Source organism: Modestobacter sp. KNN46-3 (assembly GCF_011039295.1).
The window spans coordinates 1-17,874 of the sequence record NZ_JAAKGN010000096.1 but is presented as its reverse complement, the minus strand read 5'-3'; the positions used below and the strand labels follow the sequence as shown (position 1 = coordinate 17,874).

Annotated in this window: 15 protein-coding genes and 1 pseudogene; 8 read left to right on the top strand and 8 right to left on the bottom strand. The window is 76.3% G+C overall.

The features are described 5' to 3' along the window. The 5 genes and pseudogenes from G5C62_RS17950 to G5C62_RS17930 all read right to left on the bottom strand — a co-directional run. Window positions 1–245 (bottom strand): annotated as a pseudogene (locus G5C62_RS17950) (hypothetical protein); the annotation flags it as partial. Between the two features lie 97 nt (window positions 246–342). Beyond that, window positions 343–987 (bottom strand): 1-acyl-sn-glycerol-3-phosphate acyltransferase, encoded by a 645-nt coding sequence (locus G5C62_RS17945; protein WP_036332862.1) that lies wholly within the window; start codon window positions 985–987, stop codon window positions 343–345. A gap of 89 nt (window positions 988–1,076) precedes the next feature. Next, window positions 1,077–1,799 (bottom strand): PAS and ANTAR domain-containing protein, encoded by a 723-nt coding sequence (locus tag G5C62_RS17940; protein WP_164702104.1) that lies wholly within the window; start codon window positions 1,797–1,799, stop codon window positions 1,077–1,079. Window positions 1,800–2,005: 206 nt separating this feature from the next. Then, window positions 2,006–3,469 (bottom strand): PLP-dependent aminotransferase family protein, encoded by a 1,464-nt coding sequence (locus G5C62_RS17935; protein WP_036332867.1) that lies wholly within the window; start codon window positions 3,467–3,469, stop codon window positions 2,006–2,008. Between the two features lie 264 nt (window positions 3,470–3,733). Continuing rightward, on the bottom strand, window positions 3,734–4,687 hold the full coding sequence (locus tag G5C62_RS17930) for a cobalamin biosynthesis protein (protein ID WP_164702103.1): 954 nt from the start codon (window positions 4,685–4,687) through the stop codon (window positions 3,734–3,736). A 45-nt stretch (window positions 4,688–4,732) separates the two neighbouring features. On the opposite strand from G5C62_RS17930, the gene def reads away from it, so the two are divergent. The 3 genes from def to cobM are packed head-to-tail and all read left to right on the top strand — an operon-like array spanning window position 4,733 to window position 7,235. Further along, a complete protein-coding gene (def, locus tag G5C62_RS17925) occupies window positions 4,733–5,290 on the top strand; it encodes a peptide deformylase (protein WP_036332868.1) in 558 nt (185 codons plus the stop codon). Further along, window positions 5,287–6,498: a precorrin-6y C5,15-methyltransferase (decarboxylating) subunit CbiE gene (cbiE, locus tag G5C62_RS17920; protein WP_164702102.1), complete on the top strand. Its 1,212-nt coding sequence runs from the start codon at window positions 5,287–5,289 to the stop codon at window positions 6,496–6,498. The genes def and cbiE overlap by 4 nt, the downstream gene beginning before the upstream one ends. Then, window positions 6,495–7,235, top strand: coding sequence for a precorrin-4 C(11)-methyltransferase (gene cobM / locus G5C62_RS17915; protein ID WP_164702101.1), 741 nt, complete (start codon window positions 6,495–6,497; stop codon window positions 7,233–7,235). The genes cbiE and cobM overlap by 4 nt, the downstream gene beginning before the upstream one ends. Window positions 7,236–7,237: 2 nt before the next feature. On the opposite strand, the gene G5C62_RS17910 is transcribed toward cobM, so the two are convergent. Then, window positions 7,238–8,320 carry a cobalt-precorrin-5B (C(1))-methyltransferase gene (locus G5C62_RS17910; protein WP_164702100.1) on the bottom strand — a complete coding sequence of 361 codons (1,083 nt, stop codon included), beginning with the start codon at window positions 8,318–8,320 and terminating at the stop codon, window positions 7,238–7,240. 128 nt (window positions 8,321–8,448) lie between these two features. Here G5C62_RS17910 and G5C62_RS17905 point away from each other — a divergent pair, with 128 nt between their 5' ends. The 5 genes from G5C62_RS17905 to G5C62_RS17885 all read left to right on the top strand — a co-directional run bounded on the left by G5C62_RS17905 (window position 8,449) and on the right by G5C62_RS17885 (window position 15,235). Next, the gene (locus tag G5C62_RS17905; protein ID WP_164702099.1) at window positions 8,449–9,231 is read left to right on the top strand and encodes a cobalt-precorrin-6A reductase; all 783 of its coding nucleotides are present in this window, start codon (window positions 8,449–8,451) and stop codon (window positions 9,229–9,231) included. A gap of 139 nt (window positions 9,232–9,370) precedes the next feature. Next, window positions 9,371–11,299 (top strand): family 43 glycosylhydrolase, encoded by a 1,929-nt coding sequence (locus G5C62_RS17900; RefSeq protein WP_164702098.1) that lies wholly within the window; start codon window positions 9,371–9,373, stop codon window positions 11,297–11,299. 128 nt (window positions 11,300–11,427) lie between these two features. Next, the gene (locus tag G5C62_RS17895) at window positions 11,428–11,889 is read left to right on the top strand and encodes a hypothetical protein (protein WP_164702097.1); all 462 of its coding nucleotides are present in this window, start codon (window positions 11,428–11,430) and stop codon (window positions 11,887–11,889) included. A gap of 56 nt (window positions 11,890–11,945) precedes the next feature. Beyond that, window positions 11,946–13,646: a GTPase domain-containing protein gene (locus G5C62_RS17890; RefSeq protein WP_164702096.1), complete on the top strand. Its 1,701-nt coding sequence runs from the start codon at window positions 11,946–11,948 to the stop codon at window positions 13,644–13,646. Then, window positions 13,643–15,235: a GTPase gene (locus tag G5C62_RS17885; RefSeq protein ID WP_164702095.1), complete on the top strand. Its 1,593-nt coding sequence runs from the start codon at window positions 13,643–13,645 to the stop codon at window positions 15,233–15,235. The genes G5C62_RS17890 and G5C62_RS17885 overlap by 4 nt, the downstream gene beginning before the upstream one ends. Here G5C62_RS17885 and G5C62_RS17880 read toward each other — a convergent pair. Both G5C62_RS17880 and cobJ read right to left on the bottom strand, forming a co-directional pair. Continuing rightward, complete coding sequence (locus G5C62_RS17880; RefSeq protein WP_164702094.1) at window positions 15,232–16,470, bottom strand: MFS transporter; 1,239 nt, start codon at window positions 16,468–16,470, stop codon at window positions 15,232–15,234. The two genes, G5C62_RS17885 and G5C62_RS17880, sit on opposite strands and share 4 nt — an antisense overlap. A gap of 99 nt (window positions 16,471–16,569) precedes the next feature. Beyond that, a partial coding sequence (cobJ, locus tag G5C62_RS17875) for a precorrin-3B C(17)-methyltransferase (RefSeq protein ID WP_164702093.1) occupies window positions 16,570–17,874 on the bottom strand: 1,305 nt, incomplete at its 5' end.

The window sequence follows — 17,874 nt, the reverse complement described above, 5'->3', positions numbered from 1 at the left end:
TCCACCCGGGCAGCCGCGGCCTGCATCACCTGGGCGCGGCCGATCTCGGCGCCGTCGGCGGTGACCATGGAGTTGTTGCTCATGTTCTGCGCCTTGAACGGCGCGACCGACACCCCCTGGCGCACCAGCCAGCGGCAGATGCCGGCGGTGACCACGGACTTGCCGGCGTCGGAGGTCGTGCCCGCGACGAGCAGCGCACCGTTCCCGGGGTCGCTCCGCGACCAGCCGTCCCGGCCGACGCTCATCGCCGGCTCGCGTCGATCATCGGCGAACGGTCGCCGACACGCCGGTGGGGCGCGACCGGATGCCGATGATCATCACGGTGGGTGGTGCGGCGGGGGGTCACCAGCCGGCCTTCTCCTGGCCGGAGAGCTCCGCGATCGCCTCCATCACGCGGTCGGTGACCTCGCGCCGCGCCCTGCCCTTGCCCGCCAGGCCCCGGTGCTCGGGGAAGCTCAGCGGCTCCCCGAAGGTGACCCGCACCCGGTGCGGGCGCGGCCACTTCGCGCCGATCGGCTGCACCTCGTCGGTGCCGTGCACCGCCACCGGCACCACGGGGCAGTCGGCGGTCAGCGCCAGCCAGGCCACGCCGGTCTTGCCGCGGCCGAGCCGGCCGTCGCGGGACCGGGTGCCCTCGGGGTAGACGCCGAACGCCTCCCCGGCCTGCAGCACCCCGAGCGCGGTGTCCAGCGTCGCCTGGGCGGCCCGGGCCTCCTGTCGCTCGACCGGCAGCGCGCCCAGCGCGGTGAACAGCGTGCGCGTGAGCCAGCCACCGATGCCCGGGCCGTGCCAGTACTCGGACTTGGCCAGGTAGCCGACCTTGCGCGGCGCCATCAACGGGATGGCGAAGCTGTCGATGAAGGAGAGGTGGTTGCTGGCCAGGATCACCGGGCCGGTGAGGGGGACGTTGGCCCGGCCGGTGACCTTGGGCCGGAAGGCGAGGACGAACAGCGGCCGGAGCACGAACCGGACGAGCAGGTAGAACACGCCGCAGTCCCCCTTCCTCGTCCCGGCCTGCGTGACGCGGGTCCCGGCATCTTCTCCGACGACCGCCGGGCCGGGACGGGCGGGTGCGCTCAGACGGAGCGGCCGGGCGGGGACGCGTCGTGCAGGATCTCGCGGACGTCGTCGGGCAGCGGGTGGCGGCCGCTGGCCGAGTCGACGATCGCGACGGCCACGTCGCGCACCTTGCGGTGGGTGTGGCTGGAGATGTGCGCCAGCAGGTCGAAGGCGACCTGGTCACCGCAGCTCATGAGCAGCATCAGGACGCCCTTGGCCTGCTCGATGGCCGCTCGGCTGGCCATCGCGCTGCGCAGCTGCTCGACCTCGGTCTCCAGCTGGTGCACGTGCTCGTCGGCGGGCTGGGGCGGGCGGCCCTCGGTGATGTCGACGACGAGGCCGGCCAGGGCGACCACCGCGCCGGACGCGTCGGTCTCCGGCTCGCAGACGAGCACGACCGTCCGCTGTTCGCCGTCGGCGCGCACCACGCGGTGCTCGCGGGTGACGGCGGCGCCGGTGGCGCAGGCGACGGCGAGGGCCTCCTGGACGGCGGGGCGGTCGGCCGGGTGCACGTGGGCGAGGAGGAGCTGGGCACCGGGCTGGGTGGAGCCGTCCGGCATGCCGTAGAGGGCGTGCAGCTCCGGCGACCACCACCACCGCTCGGTGGTCAGGTCACCACGGAAGCGGCCGGTCGGTCGGGCGACGTCGGAGTCGACCGCGTGGAGCGCGCGGTGGACCCGGCCGGTCGCCCCGCTCGCGGTCGAGGGGGCGGGGTGGCGGTGGAGGGCGGAGGGCGACATGGCATCAGCCGGTTTCTCTGCTGGCGCACCGGTTGCCCCGGTGGAGGTCGCCGAGCCGTTGGCTGGACCCGGGCGACCCATCGGACCCGCAGGCCCGACCGCTCCAGTGCCCGAGAAGTTACCGCTCGTGTGCACGTCGTGCGCGCCTGCCCCCGCCCGTCGGAAGAGCCACGGGCCGGTCTGACCTGGGGTGACGGCCTGATCACTCAGATGACGGTGGACGCCGGAGTCGTCGGGTGACCGCCCGCCAGGCTGAGGGTCCCGGCGAGGGACGCGAGCACGTCGACCGCGGCCCGGAGCTCGTCGGCCGGCCGGGTGAACGGCAGCCGCAGGTGGTCGTCGAAGGCGTGCCCGGTGCCGAAGACCCGCCCCTCGGCCAGCAGGACGCCCTGGGTGGCCGCCCCCGCGGTGAGCGCGGCCGAGCTCAGCCCCGGCGGCAGGGCGCACCACAGGGAGAGCCCGCCCGACGGCGGGTGCACCCGCCACTGGGGCAGTCGGGCGGCCAGTGCGGCGAGCAGGGCGTCCCGCTGGGTCCGAAGCTGCTCGCGGCGCCAGGTCAGCACGGCGTCGAGGTCCTGCACGAGGGTGGTCGCCGCGAGCTGGTCCAGCAGGCCGACGGAGAGCTGACGCCGCCCCAGCACCGCACCCAGCCGAGCGGCCAGGGCGGCGTCGGCGCGCAGCCAGCCGATCCGCAGCCCGCCCCAGACCGGTTTGGCCAGCCCGCCGACGGTCACCGTCGCGGTGTCCGGGAGCCCGGCGGCGTACGGCGGCCGCGGGCCGCCGTCCGGGCCCTCGTCCAGGTACAGCTCGGCGCACGACTCGTCCACCAGCGTCAGCACGCCCTGCTGCCAGAGGGTCGCGGCCAGTCGGCGGCGCCCGGCGGCGGACAGCCTGGCACCGGTCGGGTTGGTGAAGTCGGGGATGAGCACGGCCATCCGTGGGCCGCTCTGCCGGGCGGCGAGGTGCGCCGCCTCCACGAGGTCGTCGGGACGGCGCTCGTCGACCGGGACCGGCACCAGCCGGGCGCCCACGCTCTCCACCAGACGCAGGGCGCCGGGGTAGCTGGGGTGTTCCACCAGCACCCGGTCGCCCGGCTCGAGCAGGGCCTCGGCGACCACCGCGGAGGCGTCGCCGACGCCGGAGGTGACGACGACCTGGTCGGGGTCGGTCGGCAGACCGCGCGCGGTGAACCGGCCGGCGATCGCGGCGCGCAGCTCCGGCAGGCCACCGGGGGCGTACCCGTGACCGGCGGTGTAGGCCGGGAGCCGGCGCATCGCCTGCTCGTAGGCCGGCTCCAGCTGAGGTGCGGCCGACGGCGCCGCATGCGCCAGGTCGATCAGGCCGGGGACGTCCCGGGGCAGCCAGCCGGCCGAGGTCGAGGCGCCGCTGGGCACCTCGACCACCGTGCCCGAGCCCTGCCGGGTGCGCGCCCAGCCGTCCTCCCGCAGCACCCGGTAGGCCGAGGCGATGGTGACCCGGCTGGTGTCCAGGGCCGCGGCGAGGTCGCGCTCGGCAGGCAGCCGGGTGCCCGCGGGCAGCTGGCCGGCCAGCACCAGCTCGCGGACCCGCCGGGCCAGCCCGGCGTACCGGGGACCCGGCAGGGCCGTGACCGGCCCGATGAGCGCGGCGACCTCGTGGGTCGAACTGGCCTGGTGAACGTCGACTGGCATGGGACCACTGTGCCGGATTGGTCCGCTTCGCGGGACCTCCGCCGATGCCAGTGTCGGTGGCATGACTCCCGGAAGTGGTCTCGTCGTCCTGATCGGCCTGCTCGTGATCGCCGGTGCCCTGGCCGGTGCCACGCTGCTGGTGACCCTGCGCGGCGGTCTGGGTCCGGCCGACCCGCCGGCCAGTCACCCGCGCACCGACCCGACCGGCTTCCCCACGCCGTCCGAGCCCCGGGGTGCGCTGCGGCGCCGCCCGGGGGTGGCCCGTCAGGCGGAGCGGCCCCGACGGCGCACTCGGCTCAGCCCCGCGAGGGCGGCGGCCGCCGTCCACACCGCTCGGGAGAGCCGGACGGCCCGGCGGATGTCGCCGCGCACGGGGGGCTGACCGTCGCCCAGCGTGGGCCGCTCCTCCACCCGGGTGCCGTAGACGTTCCGGCCGCCCAGTCGCAGCCCCAGGGCACCGGCCAGCGCGGCCTCGCACCGGCCGGCGTTCGGGCTCGGGTGGGCGGCGCCGTCCCGGTGCCAGGCCCGCCAGGCGCCGGCGGGCGACCCCCCGGCCAGCGGCGCGACGGCCACGGTCAGCAGGGCGGTCAGCCGGGCCGGCAGCCAGTTCAGGACGTCGTCGAAGCGGGCCGTGGCCCAGCCGAAGCGGGCGTACCGCGCCGACCGGTACCCGACCATCGCGTCCAGGGTGTTGGCCGCGCGGTAGCCGAGCAGCCCGGGCAGGCCGGCGACCACACCCCAGAAGAGCGGGGCGACGGCGGCGTCCGAGGTGTTCTCCGCGACCGACTCCACGGTGGCCCGCACCAGCTCCGCCTCGCCGAGGCCGCTGGGGTCGCGGCCGGCCAGGGTGGACAGGTGCGCCCGGGCGGCCGGCAGGTCCCCGGCTCCGAGGTGCCCCGCCATGGTGTCCGCCGCCCGGCCCAGCGAGGTGCCGCCGAGCACGGCCCAGGTGGCTCCGGCGGTCACCAGGGTCCGGGCGCCCGGCCGGTCGGCGGTCGCCCGGTGCAGGACGGCGCCCAGCGCGGTCGCCGTCCCGACGCAGACGGTGGTGTAGCCGGCCCCTGCGGCCCGCGAGTCGCGCCAGACCCGGCGCTCCAGCGCGGCGGCCGCCCGGCCGAAACCGGCCACCGGGTGCCCGCGGCGCGGGTCGGCGAGCAGCAGGTCGGCGAGGGCGCCGAGGGCGAGCCCGGCGGCGGTCGGAGCGGGCCGGGTGCGCATCGCGGTCACTGTAGGCAGCGGGGGCACTCCCTAGGATCGACGGTCATGCGCCTGCCCGGCCGTTACGACGGCGTCGCCCGGCCGATCGTCACCTACGGCAGCAACCCGGTGCTGCACCGGCCGTGTGCCCCGGTGACCGAGTTCGACCGGGGGCTGCGGCACCTGGTCCTGGACATGTTCGCCAGCATGACCGCCGCCGACGGGGTCGGGCTGGCCGCCAACCAGATCGGCGTCGACGCACGGGTGTTCGTCATCGACTGCCCGGACGCCGACGGCGAGGACGTCATCGGCTACGTGGTCAACCCCGTGCTCACCGTGCTCGACCCGGTCGGGGACGAGCCGCCGGTCGAGCTGACCGAGGAGGGCTGCCTCTCGGTGCCGGGTCCCTACGCCGAGCTGGAGCGCGCCTTCCGGGCCCGGGTCGACGGGGTCGACCTGCAGGGGGAGCCCATCGCGATCGAGGCGACCGGCATGGCCGCGCGCTGCCTCCAGCACGAGGTCGACCACCTCGACGGGACCGTCTACGTCGACCGGCTGCCCGCCGACCTGCGGGAGCGACTGCTGGCCGAGGCCGCCGGCCCCGAGGGCGACCTGCCCGCATGAGCGGGTTCTCCGTCACGGTCGTCGGCGTGGGGGCAGACGGCTGGGACGGGCTCTCCCCGGCCGCCCGTCAGGCGATCTCGGCGGCGGAGGTGCTGCGGGGGAGCGCCCGTCAGCTGGGGCTGGTGCCCCCGGACGTCGTCGCCGAGCGGGTGCCCTGGCCCTCGCCGATGGGTCCCGCCCTGGCCGACCTGCCCGCGGCCCACCCGGGGCGCCACGTCGTCGTGCTCGCCAGCGGTGACCCGATGCTCTCCGGCGTCGGCACCTCGCTGGTCCGGCTGTTCGGCGCCGACGCCGTCGAGGTGGTGCCGCACCCGTCGTCGGTGACGCTGGCCTGCGCCCGGCTGGGCTGGGCGGTGGAGGAGACGACGGTGGTCTCCGTCGTCGGCCGGCCGGTCTCGCTCGTCCTGCCGCACGCCACTCCGGGCCGGCGGCTGCTGGTGCTGGGCTCGGACACCCGGACGCCGGCCGACGTCGCCGCCCTGCTCGCCGGGTCCGGCTCCGGCGCCAGCCGGCTCACCGCACTGGCCCAGCTCGGCGGCCCTGCCGAGCGCCGGTTCACCGGCACCGCCGCCCGGTGGCCGCACCCGGAGACCGACCCGCTGGTGCTCACCGCCGTCGAGGTGGTCGCCGACCCGGGCAGCGTGCCGCTGCCGACCGTCCCGGGCCTGCCCGACGACGCCTACTCCTCCGACGGGCAGCTGACCAAGCGTGACGTCCGGGCCGTGACGCTCTCCCGGCTCGGCCCGTTGCCCGGGCAGCTGCTCTGGGACGTCGGGGCGGGAGCCGGCTCGATCGGCATCGAGTGGATGCGGGTGCACCCCTCGTGCCGGGCGGTCGCCGTGGAGTCCGACCCGGTCCGCGTCCAGCGGATCGGCCGGAACGCCGAGCGGCTCGGCGTCCCCGACCTGCAGGTGGTCGAGGGGGAGGCGCCCGGCGCGCTGCTCGGGCTGCCGCAGCCGGACGCCGTCTTCGTCGGGGGCGGCGCGACGACACCGCTGCTGCTGGACACCGTCTGGGAGGTCCTCGCCCCGGGCGGTCGGCTGGTGGTGAACGCGGTGACGGTGGAGAGCGAGGCGGTGCTCGCCGAGTGGCACGGCTGCTGCGGTGGCTCGTTGACCCGGCTGTCGGTCGCCCGGGCCGAGCCGGTCGGCGGCTTCACCGGCTGGAAGCCCGCGATGCCCGTGACGATCTGGAGCGTGACCCGATGACCGTCCACTTCATCGGGGCGGGGCCGGGGGCCGCCGATCTGGTCACCGTGCGGGCCGCGCGGCTGATCGCGTCGTCCCCGGTCTGCCTCTACGCCGGTGCACTGGTGCCCCGCGAACTGCTGGACACCGCCCCGGCGGGTGCCCGGCTGGTGGACACCGCCGACCTGGACCTGGATCAGATCACCGCGGAGCTGGTCGCCGCGCACGAGGCCGGGCTGGACGTCGCCCGGCTGCACTCCGGTGACCCCTCGGTCTACAGTGCGATGGCCGAGCAGATGCGCCGGCTCGACGCGGCGGGCGTGCCCTACGACGTCGTCCCCGGCGTGCCCGCGTTCGCCGCGGCGGCCGCGTCGCTGAAGCGCGAGCTGACCGTGCCCGGGGTGGCGCAGACCGTCGTCCTCACCCGGACGTCGGCGCGGTCGACGCCGATGCCGCCGGGGGAGACGCTCGCCGCCTACGCGGCCACCGGCGCGACGCTGGTGCTGCACCTGGCCGTGCAGCGGATGGACGCCCTCGCCCCGGAGCTGGCCGCGCACTACGGCGCCGACTGCCCGGTGGCGGTGGTCGCCAAGGCGAGCCGGGACGACGAGCTGGTGCTGCGCGGCACGCTCGCCGACATCGCCGCGCAGGTGGCCGACGCCGGGGTGCGCCGGACGGCGGTGGTGATCGTCGGCCGGGTGCTCGCCGCCGAGCAGTTCCTGGACAGCCACCTCTACTCGACGGCGCGATGCCGCTGAGGTCAGCCCCGGCCGACGATGGTGCCGGCGCGGTCGATCACCACGACGTCGACCTCGACCGGGGCGCCGAGCAGCACCCCCTCGGCGGTGCGGCGGGCGCCGGCGGCGACCAGGTCGCCCAGCGGGAAGCCGGCGGCGGCGCACTGCTGCAGGGCGTCCAGCGCGGTGTTCGCCTGCCGTACGCCCTCGACCAGGGCCGGCCCGCCGCCGGCCTCGGCCACGAGCTGGGCGAGTGCGGCGAACGACACCTGCGAGCGGGCCGAGTGCAGGTCCAGGTGCCCCTCGGCGAGCTTGGCCAGCTTGCCGATGCCACCGGCCACGGTCAGCCGCGGCACCGGGTGCCGGCGCAGGTACTTCAGCACCGCGCCGGCGAAGTCGCCCATGTCCAGCAGTGCTTCCTCGGGCAGGCCGTACAGCTCCTGGGCCACCCGTTCGCTGGTCGAGCCGGTGCACCCGGCGACGTGCTCCCGCCCGGCGGCGCGGGCCACGTCGATGCCGCGGCGGATCGAGTCGATCCAGGACGAGCACGAGTAGGGGACGACGACGCCCGTCGTCCCGAGGATCGACAGGCCGCCGAGGATGCCCAGCCGTGGGTTCCAGGTCCTGCGGGCCAGCTCCGCGCCACCGGCCACGGACACCTCGACGACGACGTCCCCGCTCCCGCCGTGTCGCTGGGCGACGGCGGTCACGTGCTCGGTCATCAGCCGGCGCGGCACCGGGTTGATCGCCGGCTCGCCCACCGCCAGCGGCAGGCCGGGCTTGGTCACCGTGCCCACGCCCTCGCCGGCCCGGAAGACCACGCCGCTGCCCGGGTCGCCGCGGGTCACGCGGGCGGAGACCAGCGCGCCGTGGGTGACGTCGGGGTCGTCGCCGGCGTCCTTGACGATGCCCGCCGAGGCGCCGTCCCGGTCCAGGGACTCACGCGCCAGGGCGAAGGACGGGTGCCTGTCGTTGGGCAGGTCGATCGAGACCGGGTCGGGGAACTCGCCGGTCAGCAGCGCGGTGTAGGCGGCGGTGGTGGCCGCGGTCGCGCAGGCGCCCGTCGTCCAGCCGTGCCGCAGCCCGCTGCTGCCGTCCCTGCTCACGGGACCATCGTGCCTGGCCCGGGCCGAACGCCGGTGCCGACCTCGCTCACATCGAGTGGCGGGCTGTCGACGCCTCACCGGCCGGCAGACGTGGACGACTCGACACTCGAGGGTGACGGAGGCCCGGGATGACCGGTCAGGTGCTGGTGCTCGGCGGCACCGGGGAGGCCCGGCGGCTGGCTGCCGAGCTGGTCGCCGCGGGCGTCGACGTCCTCTCCTCGCTGGCCGGGCGGGTGGCCGACCCGGTGCTGCCCGCGGGGGAGGTGCGGATCGGCGGCTTCGGCGGCGCCGACGGGCTGGCCGCGTGGCTGGCCGAGCACCGGCCGCGGGCGGTCGTCGACGCCACCCACCCCTTCGCCGCGCAGATCACCGCCGCGGCGGCCACCGCCGCGGCCGCGCAGGGCACGCCGCTGCTGCGGTTGCAGCGGCCGGGCTGGACGCCGCAGCCGGGGGACACCTGGCGACATGTCGACTCGCTGGCCGCGGCGGCCGAGGCGGTGGCCGGGTACCGCAGCGTCTTCCTCACCACCGGCCGGCAGGGCGTCGGGGCCTTCGCCGCGTTGCCTGGGCGGGTGCTGGTGCGTTCGGTCGACCCGCCGGACGAGCCGCTGCCGGCCGGGGCGACCCTGCTGCTGGACCGCGGGCCGTTCAGCGTCGCCGACGAGCTGGCGTTGCTGCGTGAGCACGCGGTGGAGGTCGTGGTCACCAAGGACTCCGGCGGGCACATGACCGAGGCGAAGCTGATCGCCGCCCGGGAACTGCGGGTGCCGGTCGTGCTCGTTCGCCGGCCGTCGCTGCCGGACGGCGTCGTGCTGGTGCCGACGGTCGAGGACGCGCTGGCCTGGCTCGCGGGCCTGCTCCGGGGGCCGAGGGCCGAGGGGACACCAGGAGCCGGCCCGTCCTCACGGTGAGCACGAAGGGCGATCGAGCGCTACACGCACAGCGACTTGCATCGTTGTAAAGGAGTGAGCAGACTCACTGTCGCGCCGCGCAGCTCCGGTGCCCCAGCGTCCCCGACGGGGTGGACGCCCGCCTGAAGAGAGTCAGCCCATGACGCGTTCCCTCCTCCGCCGGGCGTGGGTGCCCGCGCTCACGGCGGCCCTGCTGGTCGGCTCAGCAGCGCTCACCGCCCCGGCCGCCGCCGCACCGACGCCCGCCGCCCCACCGCTCGTCGCCGGAGCCGACCGTCCCGCGGACCCGATCGCGCACGACCCGACGCTGGTCGAGGAGGGGGGCTGGTTCTACCTCGCCGTCACCGGCGACGCCGCCACCGGCAGCGACTACATCCCGATGAAGCGGTCGAAGGACCTCCGTACCTGGGAGGAGCTGCCGCCGGTCTTCACCGAGCTGCCCGCCGGCGTCCTGGCCGCCATCGGCGCGACCCCGGCCGACGCCCCGCAGGACGCCTGGGCCCCGGACCTCAGCTGGTCCGGCAGCGAGTGGCGGCTGTACTACTCGGCCTCCCGCTTCGGCACGACCAACTCCGTGACCGCGCTGGCGACCACCAAGTCGCTGGACCCGGCCAGCCCCGACCACGGCTGGGTCGACCGGGGCCCGGTGCTGGAGAGCGAGCCGGGCAGCGACGAGTACAACGCGATCGACGCCAACCACGTCACCGACGCCCAGGGCGGCGAGTGGCTGACCTTCGGTTCCTTCTTCGGCGGCCTGAAGATCGTCGCGCTCGACCCGGCGACCGGGAAGCTCGCCGCCGGCGCCCCGGTGCTCCCCCTCGTCGACCGGCAGATCCAGTACAACCCCGTCGAGGGGCCCTCGATCATCCGCCACGGCGACCACTACTACCTGTTCGCGTCCTTCGACTACTGCTGCCGTGGCGCGGAGAGCGACTACCGGGTGGTCGTCGGCCGGTCGACGTCTGTCACCGGCCCGTACCTGGACCGGGACGGCGTCTCCCTGCTGGAGGGCGGCGGCACCGAGGTGCTGCGCGGCTACAACGAGTTCCAGGGCACCGGCCACCCGGACGTGTACTCCGCCGACGGTGTCGACTACTTCGTGAACCACTACTACGACGCACTGTCCGACGGCACGCCGCGGCTGAACGTGCGCACCCTGTCCTGGTCCGACGGCTGGCCGACGGTCAGCGACCCGGTCAACCCCAGCCGCTCGGCCGGTCACGGCTCGGCCTACGTGCAGGTCGTCCCGCGGGACGGTGCCGCGGTCGTGTCCAACGTGACCTGCGGCTACGCCGGGGTCAACGTGGCCCTGGCCGCCGCCTCGCCGGCCGACACCTGCCAGCAGTGGCAGATCGACGCCCGGGACGCCGCCCAGGTCACCGACGGCAGTGAGACGGGTTCGCGGTTCCAGAACCGGAAGAGCAACATGGCCGCCGACTTCCCCGGCTGCGCGGAGGCGCAGAGCAGCGGCAACGTCGGCCAGTTCGACTGGTTGGGCAACTTCTTCTACAACGTCTGCCAGCGCTGGCTCTTCTCGCCGGCGCCCGACGGCTACACGACGATCTCCTCCATCGCGGGGCGCAACCTCGTGTGGACCGCCGAGGGGCGGACGCCGGGCGCCAACCTGGGCGTGGCGACACCGACGGGTGCGGCGAACCAGCAGTTCCGGTTCCAGCCGGTCGGTGAGGTCCTGCTGGGGAGCGCCACCGACCAGACCCAGACCCTGGGTGTCGCCGGGTGCAAGGCGGCCAAGGGCAACGGCAACAAGGTGCGGATGGAGACCCGGGTCGCCGGCTCCTGCCAGACCTGGACGGTGACCTCCACCGGCGGCGCCGGCTACACGGTCACCAACGCCGCCACCGGCTCGGTGCTCGCCTCGACGTCCTGCACCACCGGCAGTGCCCCGCCCCGGCTCCGGCTGCTCCCGGCGGACGCGGCAGGCAAGGCGGGCAAGGCGGGCAAGGCGGGCAAGGCGTGCAGCACCTGGACGCTCGTCCCGGGCGACGACGGCACGTGGTCGCTGGCCACCGCCGGGACCACCCAGAAGGTCCGGCTGCTCATCCCCTGACCGGCCCCGCAGCACCGTCCGACGGCCGGCGTCCCCTCACGGGACGCCGGCCGTCGTCGTCACGCTTCCTCCGGTGCCCGGACTGTCGCACCCTCGGTGCACAGTGGGTGCGACGGAGGTGGTGCGCAGTGCTGGGAGAACCGCAGGCGGTCGACCTCGACCCGCTGAGCCTGGAGAGCGCCCTGCTGCGGGCGGCGGTCGGTGACTACGCGGCCGAGGCGGCGGTGCTGCTGCTGGCCGAGTCCGGCCACTGGCTGCCCCGGCTGCAGGCCGCCGGCCTGATCGCCATCGCGCTCGACGCCGACGCGATCGACGGCGGGCCGTGGGCCGCGGTCCAGTGGGCCGACCTGGACGGCGCGCTCCGCACCGGGGTGATCGGCGGCAGTGGCGGGCAGCTGCGGCTGTTGCGGGCGGCGGCGAGCCTGGCCGAGGGGCAGCCGGTCGACCTCGCCGACCTGACCGCCGGGCTGGACCGCGACGAGCTGGTCCTGCTGCTGGCCGCGGTGGCCCACGCGGCCGGCAGCCACGAGCACGACGACGGCGCAGGGGCGTCGACCGGCCCGGTCGTGCCCTGGCCGCGGCGCGACTGACCTGGCCGCAGCCGGCCGGGGGGTTCGAGGTCGGCGTCCCGGGCAAGATCCCGGGCATGACCACCCCGCCCGGGCTGCCCGACGCCCTGCAGCACCTGCGCGATCGGGTCGCCTCGGCACCGCTCGGCCTGGCCACCCCCGGCCGGGACGCCGCCGCCCGCACCGCCCGCTCGGTCGTCGACCAGGTCGACGACTACCTGCTGCCGCGGCTCCGCGACCTGGATGCACCGCTGCTCACCGTGGTCGGCGGCTCGACCGGCGCCGGCAAGTCCACGCTGGTCAACAGCCTGCTGGGCGCCCGGGTCACCACCCCTGGCGTGCTCCGCCCGACGACCCGCGCCCCGGTCCTGGTCTGCGCTCCGGCCGACCGGGCCGCGTTCGCCGGCGACCGGGTGCTGCCCGGGCTGGCCCGCACCACCGGCGGGGAGGCCGGCCCCGGCGGTCTGCAGCTCGTGGTGTCCGAGGCGCTGCCGGCCGGGCTCGCCCTCGTCGACGCCCCGGACGTCGACTCGGTGGTCGAGGCCAACCGCGACCTGGCCGGTCAGCTGCTGGCCGCCGCCGACCTGTGGGTCTTCGTGACGACGGCGGCCCGCTACGCCGACGCCGTCCCGTGGGACCTGCTGCGCACCGCCCAGGAGCGGGGGACCGCGCTGGCCGTCGTGCTGGACCGGGTGCCGCCCGAGGCGGTGGCGGAGGTGGCCGACGACCTGGCCGGGATGCTGCGCCGGGCCCGGCTGGACAGCGCCCGGCTGTTCGTGATCGAGGAGCGGCCGCTGGCCGACGGCTTCCTGCCGGACGCGCAGGTCGCCCCGCTGCGCGGCTGGCTGCACGCGCTCGCCGCCGACCAGGAACAGCGCGCCGCCGTCGTCCGGCAGACCCTCGCCGGGGCGCTGGGCAGCCTGCACGACCGGGTCGACGTCGTCGTCGCCGGCGTCGCCGAGCAGGCGGCCGCCGCGGAGGCGCTGCAGGCCGCCACGGACGCCTCCTACGCCCGGGCGCGGGCGGCGATCGACGAGGGCGTCGGCAACGGCAGCCTGCTGCGCGGGGAGGTGCTCGCCCGCTGGCAGGAGTTCGTCGGCACCGGCGAGTGGATGCGCAGCCTGCAGGGCCACGTCGGCCGGTTGCGCGACCGGGTCACCGCCGCGTTCACCGGCCGCAGCAACCCTGCCGACGACCTGGCCGGCGCGCTGGAGTCCGGGGTCGAGCTGCTGCTCCGGGCCGAGGCCGACCGTGCCGCGGAGAAGACCGTCACCAGCTGGCGGACCCTGCCCGGCGGGATCGCCTTGCTCGACGGCCGGGAGACCGAGCTGGACGGCGTCTCGCCGTCGTTCGCCGGCGCCTCCGCCGACGAGGTGCGGGACTGGCAGGGCACGGTGCTGGAGCTGGTGCGCAGCGAGGGCGCGGGGAAGCGGTCGCGGGCCCGGCTGATGTCCTGGGGGGTCAACGGCGCGGGTGCGGTGGTGATGGTCGCCGTCTTCGCCTCCACCGCCGGGCTGTCCGGCGCCGAGGTGGCCATCGCCGGCGGCACCACCGCGGTGGGTCAGCGGGTGCTCGAGGCGGTGTTCGGGGACGCCGCGGTGCGGGAGCTGGCCGCCCGGGCCCGGGCCGACCTGGACGCCCGCGCCGCGCGGCTGCTGCGCGACGAGCAGCACCGCTTCGACGTGCTGCTGGAGGACGTCGCCCCGGCACCGGGCGCGGACGTCGAGCTGCGGTCGGCGGCGCAGGCGCTGGCTGCTGCCCACGGGGCCGGCGCGTGAGGCTCGGGAGGCGCGGGGAGCTGTCCCTGACCGACCGGCTGGCCGCCCTGCGCGAGGCGGTGGAGGTCGCCGAGGGGCGGCTGGAGGTGCCGGAGGTCGCCAGTGCCCGTGCCCTGCTGGCCAAGGCCGGTGCGCGGGAGGCGCTCGGCGACGCCACCGTGGTCGCGCTGGCCGGGGCGACCGGGAGCGGGAAGTCCACGCTGTTCAACGCGCTGAGCGGCAGCGAGGTGAGCACCCCCGGGGTGCGCCGGCCGACCACCGGCGTCGCGCACGCCAGCGTGTGGGGGGAGCACGGGTCCGACCGGTTGCTGGACTGGCTGCAGGTGCCCAGGCGGCACCGGGTGGAGTCGGGTGACCCGGCCCTGGACGGGCTGGTGCTGCTCGACCTGCCCGACCACGACAGCGTCCGGCTGGAGAACCGGCTGGAGGTCGACCGGCTGGTGGAGCTGGTGGACGTGCTGGTGTGGGTGCTGGACCCGCAGAAGTACGCCGACGCCGCGGTGCACTCGCAGTACCTGGCGCCGCTGGCCGGGCACGCGGGGGTGCTGGTCGTCGTCCTCAACCAGGTCGACCGGCTGGACGAGCCGGCCGCCCGCGCCTGCCTGGCCGACCTGCGCGGGCTGCTGGACCGGGAGGGCCTCGCGGCGACCCCGGTGCTGCCCACCGCGGCCCGCTCCGGCGCCGGGCTGCCGGAGCTGCGCACCGAGCTCGCCCGCCGGGTCGCCGCCCGCCGGGCCGCGACCGACCGGCTGGCCGCCGACGCCCGGGCCGCCGCCGGCGCGCTCGCCGAGCACTGCGCACCCGACGCCGGCCCGGACCGCAGCCGTGACCCCGACGAGTGGGCGGGGCTGACCGAGGCGCTCGCCGACGCCGCCGGCGTGCCTGCCGTCGTCAGCGCGGTGGAGCGCTCGGCCCGTCGGCGTGGCGCCGCGCACACCGGGTGGCCGGTGTTGCGCTGGACGGGCAAGCTCCGGGCCGACCCGCTGGGCCGGCTGCACCTGGGCAACGAGGCGGCCCGCAGCTCACTGCCCCAGGCCGGGGCCGTGCAGCAGGCGGGGGTGGGGGCGGCGCTGCGCCGGGCGCGGGACTCCGCCGGCCACGGGCTGCCGCAGGCCTGGCGGGACGAGCTGCGCCGCACTGCCGAGTTCTCCGAGGACCGCCTCGCCGACCGGCTGGACCGCGCCGTCGCCGGCACCGACCTCGGTCCGGACCGCACGCCGCTGTGGCAGCGGGCCGTCGGCGGGCTGCAGTGGTTGCTCGTGCTGACCGCACTGGTCGGCGCGCTGTGGCTGCTCGGGCTGGTCGGCCTGGGCCTGCTCCAGTTGGACGACGTCGTCCCGCTGCCCCGGGTCGAGGGCATCCCGCTGCCGACGCTGCTGCTGGCCGGGGGGCTGCTCGCCGGGTTGCTGCTGGCGCTGCTGGCCCGGCCACTGGTGCACGTCGGCGCCCGGAGACGGGCCGGACAGGTGCGGCGGCGGTTGCTGGACCGGGTCGGTGAGGTGGCCGACGCGGAGGTGGTCGAGCCGCTCACCGAGGCCCGCGAGGACCACACCCGGTTCTGTGCGGCGGTGACCCGCGCCGGCAGCTAGTCGAGGGCGGCGGCGGGGGCCCGGTGCGCGGGCTCCCCGACCGGGGTGGCCGGCCGGCGCGCGTGCAGGGCCAGGCCGCCCACCGCCAGCAGGGCCAGCACGATGACGGCGACGCCGTACACCTGTGCCGTCCGCTCCAGGCCGACGTGCCCGGCCGCCACCCCCGCGGCGATCGCCGGCACGCTGAAGGCCAGGTAGCTGGCGGTGAAGACCGCCGACAGCAGGGCGGCCCGCTGCCCGGGGGCGACGCCCTGGGTGACGGTCGCCATCGCACCGAGGAAGGCGGTGCCGAAGCCGAAGCCGGAGACCACCGCGGCGACGAAGAAGAGAGTGAGCGAGCCGGTGGTCAGCGCGGTCACGGTGCCGGCCACCCCGACGGCGAAGACCAGGGCGCCGACGACCATCGACCGGGCCGGCGCGACGGTGCGCATCGACAGCGAGCCGACCAGGCCGGTGCCGTTGAGCGCGAGGATGACCAGGCTGCCGACGACGTGGTCCTGCACGTCGAAGACGCCGGCCACCAGCGACGGGCCGAGCGAGGCGTAGAGCCCGCCCAACGCCCAGGTGGCGACCAGGCAGGGCAGGACGACGACGAACGCCCGGCGCTGCGAGGCGGGCACCTGCACGCTGGGCCGCAGCGACCGCGCCGCACCGGGCAGCCGGGGGGAGGACTCCGGCAGGAACACCCACACCCCGGCGGCGGCGGCCACGCACAGCACGGTGAGGACACCGAAGACCCAGCTGGTCGGTGCGGGCAGGAACTCGACCGCCAGCCCGGCGCTCACCGCGCCGACGGAGAGCCCCACCGCGGGGGACGCCGAGTTGACCAGGGCACCCAGCGGCCGGTCCGGGCGCTGCAGGTCCAGCAGCGCCGCACCGAACGCGCCGGTCAGCGCCCCGGTGGCCAGCCCCTGGACGATGCGGGCCAGCAGCAGCCACTCCACCCCGTCGGCGGTCAGGAACAGCACCATCGAGACGGCCTCGAGCAGCAGCGCGACGGCGAGCACCGGGCGGCGACCCACGTGGTCCGACAGCGCCCCGACCACCAGCAGGGACAGCAGCAGGGCGAAGGCGTAGACGCCGAAGACGACGGTGATCAGGCCGGAGCCGAACCCGAACTCCTCCGCATAGACCCGGTACAGCGGCGAGGGCACCCCGGAGGCGGCGAGCATCAGGGTCAGCAGCACCGCCACCGTCCAGAAGGCGGCAGGCCGGCTGAGCTCACGAGGGGGCACGAACCGATGCAAGCCGCAACGAGCCCGCACTGTTCCCGCTGGCGGCTCCGCCCGGAGGCTCGTCCCGAGCTCGCGAGGGGATGAGAGGGGCGGGGTCCTTCAGCAGCCGGGGTAGCGGCGGGAGGTGAAGACCTGGCCGGACGGCGTCACCCGGGTCTGGGTGGAGCCGATCATCACCAGACACCGCATGTCGACGGACTCGGGGTCGAACTCGCCGAGGGTGGTCACGGTGATCGACTCCTCCGCGCCGCCGACGTCCCGGCCGATGACCACCACGGTCTCCGGCTTCCTGACCTCCAGCAGCGCCTGGTGCGCCTCGCCCAGCTGGTGCGGGCGGGCCTTGGAGCGCGGGTTGTAGAGCGCGATCACCAGGTCGGCGGCGGCCGCGTGCCGCAGCCGGTCCAGCACGACCTCCCAGGGCTTGAGGACGTCGGACAGCGAGATGATCGCGAAGTCGTGCCCGAGCGGCGCACCCACCCGCGAGGCGACCGCCTGCGCGGCGGTGAGCCCGGGCAGCACCCGAACCTCCACGTCGGGGAAGTCCTCCGCCGCCACCTCGAGCACCGCGGCGGCCATCGCGAACACGCCGGGGTCGCCGCTGGAGACGACGGCCACGCGCCGTCCGGACCGGGCCAGTTCCAGGGCGTGCGCCGCGCGCTCGGCCTCCACCCGGTTGTCGCTGGGGTGCCTGGTCTGCCGCGGGTTGGCCGGCACCCGGTCCAGGTAGGGGCCGTAGCCGACCAGGTCGTCGGCGCGGGCCAGCGCCTCGGCGGCCTCCGGCGTCGTCCAGCTGCGCTGCCCGGGGCCGAGGCCGACCACCACCACCTCGCCGGTGCGCACCTCGGCCTCACTGGCCTGTTCCGGTCCCGGGACCGGCCCGGTCAGCTCGCTGGGCAGCAGTGCGAGGGAGAAGTAGGGGACGGTGTCGGGGTCCACGTCGGCCAGCGGCATGGTGCGCTGCTGGGCGGTCGTCGCCCGCTCCACGTAGAAGGCGCGGTCGAGCACCCCGGCGGCCTCGAAGGCGTCGCGGACGTTGCGGAACGTGCGGCCGAGCTTCATCACCGCGGCCGAGTCGGTGGTCGAGAGCCACTCGGCGAGCTCGTCGGACGGCAGCGTGCCGGGCAGCACGGTGAGCACCTCGTCCCGCTCCACCAGCGGCCGGCCGAGCACCGCGGCCGCGCCGCTGACGCTGGTGACCCCCGGGACCACCTCGGTCGGGTACCGGTGCGCCAGCCGCTTGTGCATGTGCATGTACGAGCCGTAGAAGAACGGGTCGCCCTCGGCGAGGACGACGACGTCCCGGCCGGCGTCCAGGTGCGCGGCCAGCCGGGCGGCGGCGGCCTCGTAGAACTCGTCGATCGCGCCCTGGTAGCCGCCGGGGTGCGCGGTGGTCTCGGTGGTGAC

Coding starts and splice junctions, on each gene's coding strand:
- G5C62_RS17940 (WP_164702104.1), bottom strand. CDS start 1,799: ATGTCGCCCTCCGCCCTCCACCGCCACCCCGCCCCCTCGACCGCGAGC.
- G5C62_RS17935 (WP_036332867.1), bottom strand. CDS start 3,469: ATGCCAGTCGACGTTCACCAGGCCAGTTCGACCCACGAGGTCGCCGCG.
- G5C62_RS17930 (WP_164702103.1), bottom strand. CDS start 4,687: ATGCGCACCCGGCCCGCTCCGACCGCCGCCGGGCTCGCCCTCGGCGCC.
- def (WP_036332868.1), top strand. CDS start 4,733: ATGCGCCTGCCCGGCCGTTACGACGGCGTCGCCCGGCCGATCGTCACC.
- cbiE (WP_164702102.1), top strand. CDS start 5,287: ATGAGCGGGTTCTCCGTCACGGTCGTCGGCGTGGGGGCAGACGGCTGG.
- cobM (WP_164702101.1), top strand. CDS start 6,495: ATGACCGTCCACTTCATCGGGGCGGGGCCGGGGGCCGCCGATCTGGTC.
- G5C62_RS17905 (WP_164702099.1), top strand. CDS start 8,449: ATGACCGGTCAGGTGCTGGTGCTCGGCGGCACCGGGGAGGCCCGGCGG.
- G5C62_RS17900 (WP_164702098.1), top strand. CDS start 9,371: ATGACGCGTTCCCTCCTCCGCCGGGCGTGGGTGCCCGCGCTCACGGCG.
- G5C62_RS17890 (WP_164702096.1), top strand. CDS start 11,946: ATGACCACCCCGCCCGGGCTGCCCGACGCCCTGCAGCACCTGCGCGAT.